This window comes from Cytobacillus sp. FSL W8-0315 (assembly GCF_038002905.1).
Lineage (GTDB): Bacteria > Bacillota > Bacilli > Bacillales > Cytobacillaceae > Cytobacillus > Cytobacillus pseudoceanisediminis.
On sequence record NZ_JBBOOC010000002.1, the window covers coordinates 326,458 to 345,343 of the forward strand.

General features: G+C 36.9%; 16 protein-coding genes and 1 pseudogene. 16 read left to right on the forward strand and 1 reads right to left on the reverse strand.

Translation table 11 applies throughout. The annotated features are described in order from the left end of the window. Positions 1-269: 269 nt before the first annotated feature. The 6 genes from MKY20_RS25455 (at position 270) to MKY20_RS25480 (ending at position 4,536) form a co-directional block, all read left to right on the forward strand. On the forward strand, positions 270-707 hold the full coding sequence (locus tag MKY20_RS25455) for an RNA polymerase sigma factor (protein ID WP_341003706.1): 438 nt from the start codon (positions 270-272) through the stop codon (positions 705-707). Continuing rightward, positions 691-945, forward strand: coding sequence for a helix-turn-helix domain-containing protein (locus tag MKY20_RS25460; protein ID WP_341003710.1), 255 nt, complete (start codon positions 691-693; stop codon positions 943-945). The genes MKY20_RS25455 and MKY20_RS25460 overlap by 17 nt, the downstream gene beginning before the upstream one ends. Before the next feature lie 520 nt (positions 946-1,465). Next, positions 1,466-1,651: a DUF3173 domain-containing protein gene (locus tag MKY20_RS25465; protein WP_018709270.1), complete on the forward strand. Its 186-nt coding sequence runs from the start codon at positions 1,466-1,468 to the stop codon at positions 1,649-1,651. Between the two features lie 38 nt (positions 1,652-1,689). After that, positions 1,690-2,901, forward strand: coding sequence for a tyrosine-type recombinase/integrase (locus MKY20_RS25470; RefSeq protein WP_341003732.1), 1,212 nt, complete (start codon positions 1,690-1,692; stop codon positions 2,899-2,901). Positions 2,902-3,222: 321 nt separating this feature from the next. Further along, the gene (locus tag MKY20_RS25475; protein WP_009336464.1) at positions 3,223-3,474 is read left to right on the forward strand and encodes a hypothetical protein; all 252 of its coding nucleotides are present in this window, start codon (positions 3,223-3,225) and stop codon (positions 3,472-3,474) included. 495 nt (positions 3,475-3,969) lie between these two features. Further along, a complete protein-coding gene (locus MKY20_RS25480) occupies positions 3,970-4,536 on the forward strand; it encodes a hypothetical protein (protein ID WP_341003743.1) in 567 nt (188 codons plus the stop codon). A 286-nt stretch (positions 4,537-4,822) separates the two neighbouring features. On the opposite strand, the gene MKY20_RS25485 is transcribed toward MKY20_RS25480, so the two are convergent. Next, entirely contained in the window at positions 4,823-5,254 is a 432-nt protein-coding gene (locus MKY20_RS25485) for a hypothetical protein (RefSeq protein WP_341003751.1), read from the reverse strand. 178 nt (positions 5,255-5,432) lie between these two features. Between MKY20_RS25485 and MKY20_RS25490 the strand changes: the two genes are divergently transcribed. From MKY20_RS25490 to MKY20_RS25530, 10 genes and pseudogenes are all read left to right on the forward strand, one after another. Then, the gene (locus tag MKY20_RS25490) at positions 5,433-5,966 is read left to right on the forward strand and encodes an RsfA family transcriptional regulator (protein WP_341003760.1); all 534 of its coding nucleotides are present in this window, start codon (positions 5,433-5,435) and stop codon (positions 5,964-5,966) included. Positions 5,967-6,403: 437 nt separating this feature from the next. After that, complete coding sequence (locus MKY20_RS25495; protein ID WP_341003765.1) at positions 6,404-7,420, forward strand: DnaA N-terminal domain-containing protein; 1,017 nt, start codon at positions 6,404-6,406, stop codon at positions 7,418-7,420. Positions 7,421-8,043: 623 nt separating this feature from the next. Further along, entirely contained in the window at positions 8,044-8,937 is an 894-nt protein-coding gene (locus tag MKY20_RS25500) for an ArdC-like ssDNA-binding domain-containing protein (RefSeq protein ID WP_159866686.1), read from the forward strand. A 29-nt stretch (positions 8,938-8,966) separates the two neighbouring features. Continuing rightward, positions 8,967-9,206 (forward strand): hypothetical protein, encoded by a 240-nt coding sequence (locus tag MKY20_RS25505; protein WP_159866689.1) that lies wholly within the window; start codon positions 8,967-8,969, stop codon positions 9,204-9,206. Positions 9,207-9,473: 267 nt separating this feature from the next. Further along, positions 9,474-12,044, forward strand: a complete 2,571-nt coding sequence (locus tag MKY20_RS25510) for a helicase (protein ID WP_341003790.1) — start codon at positions 9,474-9,476, stop codon at positions 12,042-12,044. A gap of 698 nt (positions 12,045-12,742) precedes the next feature. Beyond that, a complete protein-coding gene (gene ltrA / locus MKY20_RS25515) occupies positions 12,743-14,542 on the forward strand; it encodes a group II intron reverse transcriptase/maturase (protein WP_341003799.1) in 1,800 nt (599 codons plus the stop codon). A gap of 111 nt (positions 14,543-14,653) precedes the next feature. Beyond that, positions 14,654-14,815: pseudogene (locus MKY20_RS28765) on the forward strand (helicase); the annotation flags it as partial. 560 nt (positions 14,816-15,375) lie between these two features. Next, positions 15,376-17,181 (forward strand): group II intron reverse transcriptase/maturase, encoded by a 1,806-nt coding sequence (gene ltrA / locus MKY20_RS25520; protein ID WP_341003805.1) that lies wholly within the window; start codon positions 15,376-15,378, stop codon positions 17,179-17,181. A gap of 139 nt (positions 17,182-17,320) precedes the next feature. Next, complete coding sequence (locus tag MKY20_RS25525) at positions 17,321-17,905, forward strand: hypothetical protein (protein WP_341003814.1); 585 nt, start codon at positions 17,321-17,323, stop codon at positions 17,903-17,905. Between the two features lie 12 nt (positions 17,906-17,917). Next, entirely contained in the window at positions 17,918-18,682 is a 765-nt protein-coding gene (locus MKY20_RS25530; RefSeq protein ID WP_341003822.1) for a hypothetical protein, read from the forward strand. The last annotated feature ends 204 nt before the right edge of the window (positions 18,683-18,886 follow it).

Here is an 18,886-nt window from a genome sequence, read left to right on the forward strand (position 1 = left end):
TGCCTTAGCTCATATACTACTTTTACTTTTTGTTTTGTCGTATTTTGTTTTCTTCTTGAACTAAGGCTTTCAACTTTTTCAAATAGAATTTTCCATTTAATAATATGTATAAATTTTTACTCCCATCTGGCTTATGTTCAGTTGGGCTTTTTTGTATTTAATGAATAAAATATTGCTTTTATTTTTGGCATTTCATAAAAAATCTTGTTGAAGGTTATGAAAGGGGAAATCATCACCCACCTTTGCAGTTGCGAAGGGAGAGGAAATGCATGATAGAACCAGATTGTACCGAGTGGCAAGTTCGCTGTGCATTTAATGCTTTTTGTAAACGTGTATTGAAGAATGAAGCAATTAATATTTTCAACGAAAGACAACAACGACAAGCAAAGGAGATGACATTTTCTGATCTCACACCACAAGAAGAAAATCAACTCTATACCTTAGATAAGCAATATGAAGGAGAAGAAGGACAAAGTTTTCAAGTGGCTGGAAAGAAAATAACTCCGAAATTGCTCGCTGAAGCGTTGCGTACTTTGCCAAAAGAAAAGCGTAAGACTGTCCTTTTATACTACTTTTTTGACAAATCAGATGTAGAAATAGCTGAACTACTCGATATTCCACGTAGTACCGTTCAGTATAGGAGGACAAGCTCTTTCAAAAGGTTAAGACGATTTTTGGAGGAACATGCAGATGAATGGAGTGATTAATTCTAATGTTGGAAACAACGAGCGTGGTTTATTGCCGTACCCAATTATTTTAGCTGCAAATAAGGGTGAGCCAGAAGCAATGAAAGTAGTTGTTCTACATTATGGAAGCTATATGACAAGCCTATCCATGCGTAAGCTCCGTGATGAACAAGGGAACACTTATTGGGGCATCGATGAAGATACACGCGAACGCTTACGAGCGAAGCTTATGCAATTTGTTTTAGCTTTCAAAATTTGAATACAGAATGGTTAGGTTTTCCCTTTCATTAATCATATATTTGTTCTTTGACAAAGAAAGCACGGAAGATAACGCTGTGCAGTATAAACTAAAAAATCAGATACATTTTACTGATGACGAGCCACTTGATTCTTACGCCATGACTTTCGTTAGAAACGAGCGATAATCTATGAATCTAATGCAATCGTGGTGGATTGCTGGCGACAACCTATCAGTTAGGATAATGATACTCCCCTATCGTCATGGTTCGAGCGTTCAAAGCGTCGCAAGCTATGAGTAGGGCTGGAAGAAATACTTGCAGGGGTGAAATTCCCGTGGAGCTGCACCGGCAGCCGTCTGATTTTTGATATTCAATTTAGCAAGATAGGTTAAAGTAACTACCAAGTTATGACATTGAATCCTTTTTATTTTAGTGCAAGAGCCAAATTCACGCAACGTATTAGAATTAGTTTTATAGACGCGATATAATAATAGACAGATATCAAAATTAGCATATCCTAGTCTATGGAAAGGAGTTCATATGGTCACAGTCACTAAAAAAGACTTGATAGCACTAGGTTATGGTCCCTCTTTTTCAGCTGATATCATTAGAGAGTGTAAAAAACTAATGATTTCAAAAGGGCATACGTATTATCAATCTAAAAAGTTAGATCGTGTTCCTAAAGAAGCTGTAGAGGAAGTATTAGGGATAACTTTAGATGTGTGATTTGTACTTCTTGCACTAATTGCGTAAGGAGTGAAATCATGACTAAAGATATCGTCAAAAAGGCAAAGAACGGAACTTATTATTTTAGGGCAAATTTAGGATATCACCCCATCACTGGCAAGCAAATTCAGAAGTATCGCAGTGGTTTTAAGACTAAAAAAGAAGCAAGGGAAGAATATTCGAGGTTACTTCTTACAAAGTCAGACCCATTAGAAGAAAAGCAAGATGACGTTTTATTCCAACATTTTATTGAGAATATTTTCTTACCTTGGTATAAAACACAAGTAAAAGGAAGAACGTACGATAATCGATTACCAACTGTAAGAAAACATTTCACTTTTTTTAATAACTTAATCACAACAGAAATTACCCCAATTCATGTTCAAAAATGGCAATTAGCGTTATCTAAAAAGAAGTATCGTTCTTCTTATATTAGAAATGTTCAAGGGTTGTTTTCTATGGCAATGGATCGAGCTGTTGTTTTAGGATTAGCTGAAAATAATCCATCAAAAATTGTAGGTAATGTGAAGAAAACAAAGACAAAAATAGACTTTTGGACAAAAGAGGAATTTGAAAAAGTCATCTCTCTTTTTTATAAGGAAGACTACTATCAACATTTTTTATTTATCTCGTTATGGTTTTTATTTATGACAGGTATGCGGATTGGAGAAGCCACTGCGATTCAATGGGAAGATATTGACTTTAACAAAGGTCTGTTATATATCGATAAAACACTTTACTATAAGAATTTGGATAATTATTCTTTTGTAGAACCAAAAACAAAGGCTAGTGTTCGTCATATTGCATTAGATGGAGATACATTAACGTTACTCCGCGAATGGAAGGGCGTGCAGCAATCTGTCGTTCAAACCAATTTTGTAATGAGCTATAATGGTATCCCCACACAAAAGCATACGTTAGCGAATGCCATTACACGTTTTTCAAAAAAAGCTGGGGTTCATCGAATTAGATTACATGCTTTAAGACATTCTCACGCTTCTTTGCTTATTAGTATGGGCGAAAACCCATTAATCATTAAAGACCGCCTAGGGCATGAAGATATTGAAACGACACTTGGCACCTACGGACATTTGTATCCTAACAGTAACTTTGAAGTAGCCCATAAATTAGAAGGTATTATGTCTTACCAAACAGCAACAGAAAATGAAGATACTTCACCCAAGAATCAATTCACTGCTCGTTACCTGCGTAAAGGATTAAAAACAAATAATGCAATAACAATGCAATGAAAATAGAGTAAAGAGCCGAACCCCTTGTAAACAAAGGTTTCAGCTCTCCTACAACTACTCCCACTCAATAACAAAAAAGCCACTAGTAATTAGGAAAGTATAAGAGGAGTCTATTATTTATGTTCAAATGACAGTACAGCTACAATCAAAGTTGGAGTATTTAAAAATAAATTAATTTGTTAAATGCTACCAATGGTTAAATGTGATGTAAGATGCATTGTAATTTATTACCTTAGGAAGTAAAATTAAAAGTGAATTTGGAAAAAAGGTTAAAGTAACTCAATGCGCAAGGAAATAATAATAAAAAGTAGGTGTTTTAGTATGAAAGTGATAAGCAAGTTATTGGTAGTTTTTTTCTTAACATTTATATTCGTAGGAAACAGTACTATAGCCAAAGAAAATAATTTTGAGGAAATACAAAAAAAATACCCTAACGCTACTGAAGTATTAACTGATGAAAATCTAACTAAAGCAGAAGTTGAAGAACTGGAAGAACTCTCAAGAAAAATAGAAAAAGATATGGCAGATAACCCTGATAAGGTTATGTATGCAACTCCAGTGGATGATAACTAAATTCATCCCGCGATCTGCATCATCGATGCCTTAATTATTGCTGGTTTGACCAATTCCTCAGAGGAAATGTTAGGTCCTGAAATTAAAGATGAAATCTGAAGACCTTTGTTTTTAATAATCTCCGAAAAACACGTTCTTACGAGAGGTAGGGGCGTTTTTTCTTGTTCAATTAACAATTGGTTATGTTCAAGATCAGCTGCCGAATCAGGCAGCTTTTCTCATTGAGCTAAAGTCGCAGGATTTCTGCAATACAGGAACCCGTACATGATAAAATGCAAAAGCTTATAATTTTTATAATTCAAATTACCAAAAATCACAGGACACTATGTGAATTTTGGTAAAATTTGAATAATTCGGGTATAATTGAGTGATTTATATAACGTTGATTTTATCTATTGTAAATTATTACCACTGAGAGTATGATATTAATTGAATCGCGATTCGAAGTTAATTTCTCATTTTGAAAGAAACTATTTATAAGTAGGTGTTTTAGTTATGAAAACTATAAGTAAAGTACTGTTAGTTCTCTCCTTTGCTTTTTTATTCGTAGGAAGTAGTGCTGCAGCCGAAGAAAATAATTTTGAGAAAATACAAAAAATATATCCTAATGCTACTGAAGTATTGACTGACGAGAATCTAGCAGAATCAGAAACTAAAGAGCTAGAAGAACTTTCAAAGAAAGTAGAGAAAGATATGGCAGAGAATCCAGATAAGGTTATGTATGCTACTCCAGTGGATGATAACTTAATACAGCCCATGGTAGCATTGCCATATAGTTATACGTTTCGATTTCAATCAGCAAGTCTTCAGGGAAGTTCTTTTACACCTATGAAATATACATTTATTAAAAATAGTATATCTAATAGTTCTCAAGTTCCAGTTACATTTAGTCTCTACACTAGTGATGGAACTTTTGTAGGTAGTAGGATTTATCCTGCTGGCACTACAAGTACTTCTTCTATTAATATCACACGAGGAAAGACCTATAAATTTGTTTTATCAGGAACCTCAGGATGGTGGAAAGAAGGAAGAGGAACCATTACTGAATCATTATATCAATAATTAAAAAATTCTTGGAACCTAGATAAATTATAAACTCCTCCGAATACACATAACAAATTAATTCGGAGGAGTTTATGCTCTTGGGAAATAGTAGGCTGTTAGATAAATGAACTAATTTTAGATCTGAGCACCATATTAAAGCAAATTCGCTTTAGAGCGAGTTTTATTATTAACCGTTACAACTTCAACAAAATAATTAAGTAACCACACTGAAAAATGTTATAGCCACTTCAATTACGGTCTGAGTTCAGTTCATAAGGGCTAAATTAATGAAAAATTTATAAATTTACTTTAACAGCCTTAATTCGTAAGCTTTATCAATGAAAGGAATTATATCCTCCAAATTATCAACCCATTCTAATCTTATATAAGCCTCCCCAGGAGTGGACTTTGTACCATCGGTATCCTGGTAGTCCCTCTGCAATAATTCATCAATTTCTTGCTGGATAGAGATTGCAGCCTGGGTATGAAGCTTTTTCCCAAGATGAAGAACTAGACATACATGTCTTGCAGCGGTTAAAGACAAAAATTTAAAGGAGCCTTTTTTACTAATATAACCTATGCAATCCGTTCGTTCGCATTGCTTATAGCGAGCGTGATAATCCTCAACTTCCTCCCTATATGTACTTTTATTATATAGATACCCATCAACTTCTCTTGCTAGCTCTCTTGCTTTAGTAGTCTTAAAGAGATCGAAAAAATAATCTTTTGTTTTCAAAACATCATCCCCCATTACCTCATAACATATAGTCTTAATTATACATATGAAACAAGCCTATCGTTTGAATTTTGAACCTAATGATGTTTTTAGCTTTACATCACGCTTTATTGCCTTCTACATTTGTAAATCCATTCATACTTATATTTATATAAGAAATTATTGGGAGGTAAGGGCCGTGACTAAAACAAGACAAGATGCTTGGACCGGGGAAGAGGATGAGCTACTAGCAAATGTAGTACTTTCAAATATTCGAACCGGGGGAACACAATTAAAGGCATTTGAGGAGGTAGGTAAGCAATTATCAAGAACCGCTTCTGCCTGTGGCTTTAGGTGGAATGCTTGTGTTAGAAGGCAGTATAAAGAGGAGATTATAAAAGCAAAAACACAACGAAAAGAGTTAACTCCAACTCAGCCAGATAATACTACAAAGAAAATAGGACAGATATTTAGTAGGAGGCCCTCACCCTCTGGAGATATTATTGAACTTCAAGTACTTATCAATAATATTGAATTATTGTATAAGAAAGCTTTAGAAGGAGAGGACCAACATAACCAAATCGATACGCTAAAAAAACAAGTTCTATTTTTAAAAGAGGAAAACCAAAAATTATCAGCAGAGAAAGATAAACTCGAAAAAGAATATAACAAGCTAAAAGAAATAATAGAATCTTCTACTAGGTTACTTACCTCGGGAGCCCGCCTTAAATAGAAACTTAACAATCTCTTCCACAGATGTTGAATATTTCCACTAGTCATGTTTTAATTTAGGTACAACAATTGGATATCCAAAAGGGAAGCCCCCTATCAAACAAGCCGAAATACCTTCGGTTTCTTTGTAGGGGGCTTTTTGTCGTCTATTCGACATTTATCTGGTTAAAAGGCCAAAGTATATTAGAATTACCTGTCTAGTTTTGTTATGATAGAAAATATAGCATCTATAGACATAATAGTGTTAATTCACTATAAAATGGCAAAAAAAAAACCACCAGAGGCTTTCATTTAATCTCTTCCAGTTTGGCCGCTGAAAGATTAAATGAAATTCAATTGGCGGGATTTCTCATACTTGATAATTTAATTCATATTTTAACAGTTTGAATTACTTATTTCAAGAAGGAATCTCCGTTCAGAGCCTTACGGGTAAATGATTTGGAGGTTTTAATTTTGAAAGATGCTCGTCCTAATCTAAAGGGGGAAAATTATCCCCTTATCTATTATCGTCCTGTTAAAGAAGATCTAAAAATTGAAAAATCCAGGTGGTTAATAGACAAAACAGGTCAATTTAAAGAATTTTTTTATCATGATCCTGTAGTTAATAAAATCCTTTTTAATGAAGAGAAGGTTAAAGAATTTAGCTTAGATGGTTATGGTCAAAACATTGAATTCGAAGATCGGAATTTTACAATCATACATAACTACCTTATTCATTTTTGGCAGCACTTTCTTAAAGCAGATGGTTTGGCACTGTTTATCACACTTAAAAGCTATTGTATTGAGAAAGACTATTGCTGGCCAGCATTAAAGACTCTGCAGCTTCAGTGTTCTTTTGGTTCTGTAAACACTGTTAAAAGCAGGTTAAGTCTTTTAGAAAGATATGGATTTGTTTTCAGATTTAACTGCATGTCTGCAGATGAGAAGAAAAAAAATATGGATGAAACTCCAATTTATAAAGTGAGAAGACGGGTGCCATTTCTTCCGAAGGAATTGTATGAAGAGCTTCCGGAGGAACTAAAGAGAAGGCATGATGACTTTATGGAAAAGTATATGTCTGTTTATAGCCCAGACAACCTTGGAAATGTCGTTAATTATGAAGGGATTTATGAGGACTTTATTGAACAGGGAGAAACGTTCCATAAGCCGGTAAAAAAGAGAAATGCCGCGGCACAAAAACATAAACTAGATATCAAAGAATCAATGACAACTGATGACTTGAATCTTACAAAGCAGGTATTGGAATACATACAAGCTAAAATTTCGAAACCATCTTTCGATACCTGGTTTAAAGATTCTTTATTTAAAAACCGTGATTCCGTGATTACACTTTATGCACAAAATAAATTTGCGGCTAGCTGGATTAATGATAGACATATGGATTTAATTACACAGGCGTTGAATGATTTAAATATTAATTTCTTAGATATCAAAATTATTTCTATTGAAGAGTAGAGGGATCATTTCCTCTACTCTTTTTCTATATAAATATATATATTAAAGTCTTTTTAAAGATTTATATTATTCGGCATCATCTTATGATGGGGGGGTGGGTCAGGAAATGACGCCCGGAAAATCCGCCTATCATTTCCTGACGGGCTAGGGTGTCATCTCCTGACAGGCGGATTTATTAACAAAATAGAGATTTCTTGTGGATAAGTCCGCCCGTCATTTCCTGATAGGCGTAGCTCGTCATTTCCTGACGGGTGGGTGTCATTTTATGATGGGTCTCCCTGTCATCTTATGATGGGTAGGTGTCATTCCTTGATGGGTAGTATTGTGGAATAATTTAAGATTAGTCATTTATCATTCTTGTCTAAATAGAAAACAAAGGATATAATACCAATATATTCATTTCATTTTTTCATTTTATGGCAATCCTATGAGGATTAGCGGGTATTTTTAATCATTAGCAGCCTTTGAGGTTGATGGATAAATAGCTTTTTATTGCTATTTTTTCAGAAACTTCAAGGGCTTTTTTGTGTTTTCAAAGCAATTGAAGATGGTCGTATTCAAAGAGAATGGGTTTCCTATTCTCTTTTTTATATATACACACTAAAAGATAGGGGCTGTTGTACATGGCAAATCGTCAAGGTAAGAGCAAGAGATGGAGCAAAGGAGGTCCAAGCGTTGAAGAAAGAGTAAAAGAACTTGTTTCTGTCCTGGATGAAGGTGTAAGAAACTTTGAATATTCTCCAGAAGAATTCAAAGCTCTTTTAGAAATGAAAGCACTGATGCCGAATTACTCTTTTAAAAACATTATGGTTGCTAAAACTCAATTTCCAAATGCCAGCTATATAGCGAGCTTCAAACGTTGGAATGAGTTAGGCCGCAATATCAAACTAGGTTCTAAAGCCATTAGAATCTTCAAGCCGAAATTCATAAAGGTGAAAGATGAACATGGCAATGAAACCGGTGAAACACAGCTAGGTGGTTTCATAACTGTTCCAGTTTTCGCGCTTGAACAGACGGAAGGCGATCCGCTTCCTATTGATAAGGTGATTATAAAACTTGAAGGCGATTCTGAGGCAGCTAGAGAGATTATTGAATATGCTGAACAGATTGCTGAAGAAGATAATTGTCCAATCACATATGGAGATGCGCAAGGAGCCAATGGTTACTATAGCCGAGCAAACCATGAAATCGTCGTTAGTGACACTTTAAGTGTTAATCATAAATGCAAGACATTAGTACATGAATTGGTGCATTCAAAGGTGCATCGATATGATACTAAGTCTTCTACATCGGAGAAGGAAGTTGTTGCAGAAGGAACAGCCTTTATTGTTTGTTCGTTCTTCGGCTTAGACACATCAGATTATTCCTTCCGATATGTTAACTCATGGAGCAAACATGACCCCGATTCTCTTTTAAATTACGGATCTATGATTTGTGATATTTCAGGACGAATCATAAATGAGTTTAGAACTTTAATGGAAGCGAATAAAGAGGAAAAAAATCTTCAAACAGCTTAGTTTTTTCTGAGAAAGGAAGTGCAGAACCAATGCACCAGGTTTCTTCTTTTCAATTAGAGGAGTACGCCGGCCAGAAGTTTTTCGTGGAGTATGTTGATTCCCTGCCTCTCGGAAGCTTGTTCAGAATCCATATGAGTAATGGTGTAATTCATAATCTGACTACCGGCTGTTATGACTCAATTGAAAAGGCAAGGCAAGAAGTTATTACGGCATTTAAAGAATTTTTAGATGGGAGCATTAATACGGATGATATTCATATTGGAGACTGAGTATGAAGATTTTTCGATAAAAGCTACTATATCAACGAAGGTGACCACAATGGAAAGTTTAAAGCTCTTGTGAGCCCTCTATCTATCCAAACGACTTTTCAGGACACAGTAGGAGGAGCTATTGATCGTGCACTCTTAAAGATCCACAAACAGCTTAAAGAGTATGTTCATTAAGAAAACTATATAGGGAGGTGTATCCCTGCCTCATTTGAGATAGGGATCGCCAGCTGGCATACCTTATTCAATTTGATGCAGGGAGTCAGCAGCATGGAATTAAATAAAGTGATTGAGACAGATGAAAACCCAAAGATGATTGAAATTTACCTGGAGCAGGCATGGCAAAGTGCTTTTTGTTACGCATTAGCGGTAGAGGAACCAAAGCATGAATGGCAAGGAGCTAAATTACTCATGACCATTATTGCTGGTAATGATTCTACTTTACAGGCTATGAAAGCTGCAGTTGATACCGGGAGTGGTGGTTTGTCCTTTGGGCAAGGGAAGAAAGATTTAACTGACTATAAATTTTCCCAAGAATTCCGTATGTACTCTGATAAAGGGAAGTACTCAAAGTTCCCAATCACCATTAATCAAAACCGAAAAGCGGTCGCAATTGTTCATGATGACCTGCTTGGAAACGGGGATTATATTCTTTCGTTCGATGCAGATCCTGGAGAAGGGCTACGACAAATTTTAGGTGGCGGAAAGTATGGGCTTAACATTCTACCTGAATGGAAAGATATTATTCTAAATGAGTTCTTAAGAAGAGGTTGTATTGAGGAATTCAAATTTTATTATGATTCCGCCCTTTTTCCTGACGGATTTTCCATCTATAAACTGAATTTTAGTGAGGAAACTGGAGAGCAGGAAGCGGATGATATTATTTCTGGAATGATTTCAAGTGGGATGCTGAAGTTTCCTAAGACAGGAACTGGTCAGGCAGTGGAATCCATAGAAGATTTGACACAGTATATGACAACCTTCATGGATGATATGGTCACAAAGGTAAGCAATAAAGTTACTCCAGGCCATGACCCAATGACAGACGCTATACACCCGCAAATCTCAACTTATAAGCGGGAACTTTTTCCTGTCCAGTCTCATGTTACTACCGCGATCGCTAAAGTTTTGAAAAAGCAGAAGGTAGCTTTAATACAAGGTGAAATGAGCACGGGAAAATCAACCATGATGACAGCAATTCCTGATGTAGTTGCTGCTATGTCAAATAAAAAAGGGTATTTTGCTTGTCTAATGTGTCCCCCAAGCCTAACAAAAAAATGGCCGGAGGAAATAAAAGAAATTTTACCTCATGCTGATGTAAGAGTTATTGAACGGACAGAGCAACTCATTGAGTTTCATCGTAAATGGACCAGTCAAGGAAGGCCTAAGCCATTGAAACCAACATTCTTTGTCATTTCCTTTACAACAATGAGGGGCGATTGTGCGATGGTTCCTGCAGTTCGTTTTGATTATAAGAAAACAGTACTTCAAAGTGAGTCAAACTCCTTACCATATCGTTTTGGATACTATTGTCCAAGCTGCGGTAATGCACACCAGGTTATTGAATCTACTGCAGTGGAAACCAATGAGGATGGAGAGGAAGAAGAGGTTCAGAATAAACGGACGATGGATGAAGATGAATTTGGAACAAGCAGGCGACTTCATAATTCAAAAAATCCAGCCAATGCTTTTTGTTCTGAATGCGGTGAAAGTTTATGGACCAAGAAGGTACCTACTAGATACCAATCAATAAAAGACTGGTTTAAGTACGAAAGGCAGATTGAACATGCTTTAAAGCAGAATCAGCCTTTGGTCCAACAAATTCAGCTCTCTCAACCTGAGATTCCTAAGAAAGTCGGGAATCCAAGGAGAATCGCTTCTATTGAATACATCCGAAGGAAAATGAGATGGTTTTTTGATATTACTATCTGTGATGAAATCCATATGCTGAAATCTGGCATGTCAGCCCAGGGAAATTCACTAGGGAGCCTTGCAGCTGCTTCAAAGAAGCTTATAGGTGGTACAGGAACCCTTTTTGGAGGCAAGGCCGAGGATATCTACTATACACTTTGGCGCTTATTCCCACACCTTATGGTTGAGAACGGATACGCTTTCAATGAAGTTCGGAAGTGGAATGAAGAGTATGGAAACATTGAAACGACTATTTACAATCAGGACGATAAAGGCGAGTACAGCAACAAGCAATCGCGAGGAGGCACCAGGAGAACAGAAAAGGTTCTTCCTGGTATATCACCATTTGTGTTCTCAAAGTTTCTTGTCCAAAACAGTGTGCTTGTCCGCTTAACAGATGTATGGCCAGACCCTGTGGAGTTGATCAATGTTCCTACAATTCTTGTAGATTTAGACGAGGATTTAAAGAAGCATTATAACAACATGGTATCTACATTTGAATCAGCTATCGATGGACGAGATGACGGGCATAAGCTTTATCTTCCATTGACTCAAACAGGCATCGCATATCCAGATAACCCTTTCACCTATCCCCCATTCTCTATCAAAACAGAAGATGGGGACCGAGATTTAATTTGGAGCCCAGATGAATTTCCTAAAGAGCGAATACTTAACAAGGAAAAGAAGCTCCAGGAAATCATTAAGGGTGAGATAGAGGAAGGCAGGAAAAGTATTGTCTATGTTCGAGATACAGGTTCCAGTGTAGAAGCCAGAGATGTAAGGCCGCGTTTACAACACATTCTTGAGCAGGTTGGAGCAAAGGTTTGTATCTTAGACACTTCTACCACGGCCACAAATAAGCGTAGTGAATGGCTAAAAAAGAAGATAGAAAAAGAGGGATACGATGTTTGTATTGGTGCGACTTGTTGAGCAGCTAAGTCCTAGATGAAACTGCTCAGATTTACTCATTTGTAAATCTAACTCTTAAATCGAAGTGCGGAATGATGAATCCATGTTTTCTGAAACGCACTCACTAATACTCCTACGTGCAGTTCATAATGTTAGGTCTGGACTGTACGAAGCTAGGTGAAGTCGGTCGAATGTTACCGTTAATCAAACTGATGCTTGAACGAAAATCCACATTTGGACGTAACAGATAGACCGGGTGTCTATAAAATATCTATGGTAAGAATGATGAAGATTCATCTGACAAAGTTTCCGAATGTACGAGTCTAGAAGACGACAACATCGAATGGGTGTTGGGTAACTATAGTTACGTGAGTTAGCGAAAAGTAAGAATCGATGCTATGAAATTCGTACATCAAACTATGGTGATGTAAACTCACAGGCTCAAAGGAACTACCTAAGGATATATGTACAGATAGATTTAAGGGAACAAGGGAAGCGGAAAACGTCAAAAAGAGCTAGCACTCGACGGTTACTATAAGGTGTCAATTTCACCGAAATGTATTTATTTCCGTGAAAGTAGGGGCACGACCTTTGAAATCTTTGTAATGAAGAATGAGGAACAGCCCTAAGTCTACAAATAGCCAAAACAATATTCTAAGTTATATTGCAAAGGTCGAGTAAGAAAATGGGGATTCATTCCAAAGAAAGGAGTGAACCATTTGCAAACACAATTGAGGTATTGGGAATACTACGGTATGACCACAACATTTGAAGGTTTATATGAGGACTCTAAATCGGGAAAGACTTTTGATAGATTATACGAATTAATCATTTCAAGAGAGAACATTCTTCTTGCTTACCGAACTATAAAATCCAACAAAGGTTCACAAACTGCTGGATGTGATGGTAAGACTATCAATGACTTTAAGAGATTATCGGATGACGAACTGGTAAAACTGATTCAAATAAGGTTAAGCAATTATAGACCTAAAAAAGTCAGAAGAGTTTACATTCCGAAACCCAACGGAAAATTAAGACCTCTAGGAATACCTAGCATGAGCGACAGGATTATCCAACAAGCGTTTAAACAAGTGCTTGAACCTGTTTGGGAAGCCAAGTTCTACAACCATTCATATGGTTTTAGACCTTTACGTTCTACTAAACACGCCATTGCTAGAATAAATTCCTTAATAAATATGAACAAATTACATTTCGCCGTTGACGTTGATATTGAAGGATTTTTCGATAATGTGAATCACTCTTTACTATTGAAGCAACTCTGGAACATCGGTATTAAGGATAGAAAAGTATTGGCCATTATCAGCAAAATGTTAAAAGCAGAAATTGAAGGCGAAGGTATTCCAACCAAAGGGACTCCACAAGGCGGCATCTTATCCCCACTATTATCCAATGTGGTGTTAAATGACCTTGATCAGTGGATTGCATCGCAGTGGGAATTCTTTAATACTGAACACACATACCGATTAACTCACAAGTACCGAGCATTAAAGAAAACCAATCTTAAAGAAGGTTACATTGTGAGATATGCAGATGACTTCAAAATATTTTGTAGAGATAGAAACACAGCAACGAAATGGTTTCATGCTGTCAGACTTTATTTAAAAGACAGACTGAAATTAGACATCTCTCCCGAAAAATCAAAAATCGTAAATTTGCGAAAGAAAAAATCAGAATTTCTAGGTATCGTACTGTATGTAGTCAAGAAAAAAGACAAAATGGTTGCTCAGTCAAAAGTATCCAAAAAGAACAAAGAGAAAATTGTTAAAGAAGGGCGCAAGATAATCATTGAGATTCAAAAACATCCAACATCAGATGTAGCGCAACTTTACAACTCATGGGTACTCGGGATACAGAATTACTACAGAACAGCAACCCTGGTCAACCTTGACTTTAACCTAATGGCTTTCAGGCTGAGTCAAACCTTAAAGCTTAAACTCAGTAAATGCAGCAAATATGGTAGGCCACAAGAACCGTCCGAAACATATAAACGCTTATATAATACCAATTACAAAACTTACAAAATTGGTAATGTTCATCTTTTTCCTATGTTTGATGTGAAGCACTCTAGTAGTATGAACTACTCGCAGAATGTTACACCATTTACTAAGGAAGGGCGAACTATTATATATAGTAAACTCAAAGACAATATCTTGAATGAGATTAGCAGAATGCTAACCTCGTACCTACCAAATCAAAGTGTCGAATACTTTGATAATCGCATAAGCAGATACAGCATGAAAAATGGTCTATGTGAAATCACAGGCACCTTCCTAAAAGCGGAAGATGTGCACTGTCATCACTACAAGCCTAAGTCACTAAATGGAGATGATTCCTTCAATAATCTTCGAATCATTCATAAATTTGTACACGTGATTATTCATGCTTCGAATCTTGAAACCATTAATAAATACCGAGAAATTCTCAAATTAAAAGATATAGAGCTTAAACGAATTAACAAATACCGAAAAGAGTGTAACTTAGAACCTATTGAGGTTTAAACAATAAACTACTGGTTATCGTAGATGGAACGCCGTATGAGGGGAAACTCTCACGTACGGTGTGGAGCGGGGGAAAAGGTGGAGATTATATCAAAGCCTTACCTATCGCTATTGTCACAGGAGCTTGTACAGGTAGGTCTTGACCTATTATGTACACCTACCCTCATTTTCTACCAATTTAGTTGGAGCTTATTCACGATTAATCAAGCTGCTAGAAGAGCATGGCGGATCGGACAAACGGAAGAGTGTCGTCTTTATTACTTAGCCGTGCGCCCATAAGGTGCATTAATGAATCGGGAATGACACCCCGTAGGAATGAATCCAACTTTCCTATCACCGGTCACTTACTTTAATTGGGAAACTAATGAGGGGATTGTAGCATGTGATTAAAGAGCAAGTCATCTAGTTGTCAAGATGCGACTGAGCTTTGGTGAAATGTTGTAAATGAGGATGAAAGCTAGACTGCTTGAAGAATAGCCTGAGCAGCCCTTATAGAAGGCATAGGCGCAAGACAATTACAAGGAGCGTCTATGGAATGTGACACATGAGGTTAGGCTAGACTCATGCGATGTAGGATTCCACATTCCGGCAAACTCAATCAGAGAGTGAAAGGCGAAAGTTCCATCCGACATTACAACCTGTCATGTCATTAATGTAACTAAATGGGGATTACCTAAACGGGAAAGCCCTTAAAACGGCTAATGGTTATAGACCTGAATATCCCGCATGGTAACGGAGCCTTCGTAGTAGTCCGAAATAGGGAAAGCCTATTACATGGCGAAGGAAGGCAGTTTACCAGTCCAATAAGAATATGGGGAGGTTCGAGAGGAACCATGAGAAATCCAGAAGTACTATTGGGCAACCTGAAGAGGCATTCGAGTGATGAGAATTATAAGTATCAGCAGTTATACAGGAACCTTTACAATAGGGAACTCTTACTCTTGGCTTATCGGAATATAAGTGGGAATGCAGGAGCTATGACCCCAGGTGTTGACGATAAAACTGTCAGTGTAATGAGCCTGGAGAGATTAGATCAGCTAATAGCTAGACTCAAAAACTCTTCCTATCAGCCTAATCCTGTCAGACGTACACATATTCCGAAGAAAAATGGTGGAAAAAGACCATTAGGATTGCCGTCAGCAGATGACAAGTTAGTTCAAGAAGCAGTAAGAATGATGCTTGAAGCAATCTATGAAGGAAGCTTTACTGATACATCACATGGATTTAGACCTAACCGTAGCTGTCACACCGCACTATCTCAACTAAAAGCAAACTTCACTGGTACAAAGTGGTTTGTTGAAGGAGATATAAAGGGGTTCTTTGATAATATTGATCATCACATCTTAGTTAATCTTCTGAGGAAAAGGGTTAGGGACGAGCGTTTCATTGACCTAATCTGGAAGTTCCTTAGAGCAGGGTATGTGGAGGATTGGAAATGGAATAAGACATATAGTGGTGCACCTCAAGGGGGTATCATAAGTCCGATTCTTTCTAACGTCTACCTCAATGAATTAGACAAATTTATGAATAGATTTGCTAACTCATTCAACAAAGGTTCCGAAAGGAAAAAGTTCCGTCCATACTTGAATGCTCAGCAGAATGTCCTTAGAAATAAAAAGAAGTTAAGAGAGAAAGCTCACTTGATGAGTGATGATGAAAAGATACAAATCAAAGAGAAAATCAGAAACTACGAAAATGAATGGCGCTCAATGCCTGCTATGGATCCAATGGATTCTAACTACAGAAGAATTCAGTATGTTCGATATGCTGATGATTTTATAGTCGGAGTTATTGGTAGTAAATCGGATGCGGAATCGGTAAAGCAGGAAATAACAGACTTCCTTTATAGCGAGCTAAAACTTGAACTTTCACAAGATAAGACACTTATCACATATAACACCAAAGAAGCAACATTCTTAGGATATGTGATAACAATCTATCAACTTTCAGCTGATAGTAAGAAATACAGCGGACTTATAAAACTAGAAATGCCTAGAGAAAGCTGGGTTAAAAAACTTCAACAATATCAGGCTATCGATATGACGCAAAAGAGATGGAAGTCAACTCACAGGACATATCTTGTACCCCTTGAAGATATCGAAATAGTAAGCACGTATAATGCTGAAATTCGTGGTCTCTACAATTACTACAAACTTGCAGTAAATGTGGGGTACGAAATGCACAAATTCTACTTCTTCATGAAGTGGAGCTTCCTAAAAACTATGGCTAATAAATATCGTTCAAAGGTCTCTGAGCAACATAGAAAATATCAGAGAAATGGTAGACTTATCATTCGTTATGAAACTAAAAAGGGACCAAAAGAGCGAGCTTTCTATGATGAAGGGTTCAAGCGGAGCAAGTCTCTTGTATCTGCTGGAAACTCGAACATCGATAGATTAGCCGATACGTTTAACTTTAACAGTATAAATAGCCTTGGTAGCAGGCTTAAAGCGAAAGTTTGTGAAGCATGTGGAGCGATTAATAAGCCTCTACAAATGCATCACACTAAGCGCCTTAAGGATTTGAAGGGGAAAAATCTCACTCGAATTGAATTTCTGATGATTGCCAGAAACAGAAAAACAGTTGCAATTTGTGAAGATTGCCATCTTAAATTTCATCACGGCAACCACAAACACTAACAAATTCAGGGGTAAATGGAGAGCCGTATACATTGAGAGGTGTACGTACGGTTCGGAGGGGAGTACAGGGAAACCTACTTGCGTAAGCAAATAAGGCGCTCCGTTCTTACCCTACTATAAAGAAACTTTCCAAGAACAAATGGCTACCTTAATAGCTCAGAAGAATAAAGCTGCCGGTGCCATAAACGGAGAAGTAAGTTCAGATGGGCTTAATGCAATGTTGGGAGATGAAGGAGACCTGCAGTCCATGCTGATTGAGTCCATTAAAAAAGGAAAAGTGCTTAAGGGCTCTACCGAGGAATGGACGGCAGAAGCTTCTGCTCGTGCAAGAGAAATCTTAGCAAATATCGGAAAGAAAAAGAAAATGGGCAAATCACCAAAAGAACAATTTATTGCCTGGGTTAATCAGCAAGTTTCCGCGGATTCCTCTAAAAACGTCCTTATCCGGAAAGCGGCAACCATTTTAAAGCATATTACAGATGGAAAAATCAATGGCTTTAAGTTTACCAATCAAGTCCTAGAAGTAGACTTAGTAGAAGCTTTTGGAATTGACTGTATTCAAGATGGGGAAATCGTGGCTTACTTAACGGAATATGAAAGAACAAAATTTGCAGAAACAGCTGAGCAAATATCGATATTCGAAGTTGAAGTTGATACGACTACAAAAACAAAGAAGAAGCGAACAGCAGCGGTAAGCGGGCAACTCGCGTTTGAACTTTTTTAGGAGGAGACAGTTATGACAATTTTAATAACTTGGGATTGGGCTGTTTATTTTTATTGGTTTCTTGAAAGTTATTTTTATGTACGGGTAGAGGAAATTAAAGTTTTACATTACTCCGTGGATGATGACTATTCATATTCTGGCGAGGATTGTACAAACTTTCCAGAAGTTATTCCTATAAGTGCTGCGAAGCCTACAGTGCATGCGGAAGAGGAACCATTAATTTTAAAATCAGCACTAAATGAGGAATCAGAAGAATTATTTATGCAGATTGAAAAAGAGATAACAGCTGTTGAAGAAGGTGATATTTATCACCACAGTTATGAAACTGGTGAATTACTATTAGATGGTCTCCGCCAAGAATCGGACCAAGAAGAAATTTTCGTTTCTGAATGGATAGAGGATGATGACCAGGATGAAGATTGTATTCATATGAATGACTTAATGATTGAACAGGCAACACCCTCTCAAAATGGTTTTGAATCATTTGCCTCTGCAAAAATTATGGACTGCTTAGAAGGTGCTCAACAATGGGTAGTTTCTGTAGTTGGTATAGAAGAAAACTATATCCATATATCAGATGGAAAAAGGCTATGGGTAAATGTGGGGGAAAAAGCAAAAAAAATAGGCAATGGGGATATTCTCATTCTGGATGTAGTAAGGACTGGTAAGGAAATCAGTGTACAAAACCTAGTAAGAGTTGAAGCATCTGTGTCAGAGGAATACATGATTCCAGATGAAGAGCATCTTATTCAAGACGATAGAGTACTAGCAATGTAAAGAATTTCAAAAGAGCGACTTTAGTCGCCTTTTGGTCCAAGCCCGGGTGCAAAACCTTGGTTTGGACCAAAAGAATAATTCTTTTGGTAATAAAGACCCTCATATTTTACATTTTTAGATAAGATAATCAAATTTTCGACACTTTTCGACAGGGAGGATGAGTCTATTGTAATATAATAATGGCAGTTTTAGTTTTACTTGGAA

Excerpts from the sequence above, each read along its gene's own strand:
- MKY20_RS25455 (WP_341003706.1), top strand. The coding sequence starts at position 270 with ATGATAGAACCAGATTGTACCGAGTGGCAAGTTCGCTGTGCATTTAAT.
- MKY20_RS25460 (WP_341003710.1), top strand. The coding sequence starts at position 691 with ATGAATGGAGTGATTAATTCTAATGTTGGAAACAACGAGCGTGGTTTA.
- MKY20_RS25465 (WP_018709270.1), top strand. The coding sequence starts at position 1,466 with ATGGTCACAGTCACTAAAAAAGACTTGATAGCACTAGGTTATGGTCCC.
- MKY20_RS25470 (WP_341003732.1), top strand. The coding sequence starts at position 1,690 with ATGACTAAAGATATCGTCAAAAAGGCAAAGAACGGAACTTATTATTTT.
- MKY20_RS25475 (WP_009336464.1), top strand. The coding sequence starts at position 3,223 with ATGAAAGTGATAAGCAAGTTATTGGTAGTTTTTTTCTTAACATTTATA.
- MKY20_RS25480 (WP_341003743.1), top strand. The coding sequence starts at position 3,970 with ATGAAAACTATAAGTAAAGTACTGTTAGTTCTCTCCTTTGCTTTTTTA.
- MKY20_RS25500 (WP_159866686.1), top strand. The coding sequence starts at position 8,044 with ATGGCAAATCGTCAAGGTAAGAGCAAGAGATGGAGCAAAGGAGGTCCA.
- MKY20_RS25505 (WP_159866689.1), top strand. The coding sequence starts at position 8,967 with ATGCACCAGGTTTCTTCTTTTCAATTAGAGGAGTACGCCGGCCAGAAG.
- MKY20_RS25510 (WP_341003790.1), top strand. The coding sequence starts at position 9,474 with ATGGAATTAAATAAAGTGATTGAGACAGATGAAAACCCAAAGATGATT.
- ltrA (WP_341003805.1), top strand. The coding sequence starts at position 15,376 with ATGAGAAATCCAGAAGTACTATTGGGCAACCTGAAGAGGCATTCGAGT.
- MKY20_RS25525 (WP_341003814.1), top strand. The coding sequence starts at position 17,321 with ATGGCTACCTTAATAGCTCAGAAGAATAAAGCTGCCGGTGCCATAAAC.
- MKY20_RS25530 (WP_341003822.1), top strand. The coding sequence starts at position 17,918 with ATGACAATTTTAATAACTTGGGATTGGGCTGTTTATTTTTATTGGTTT.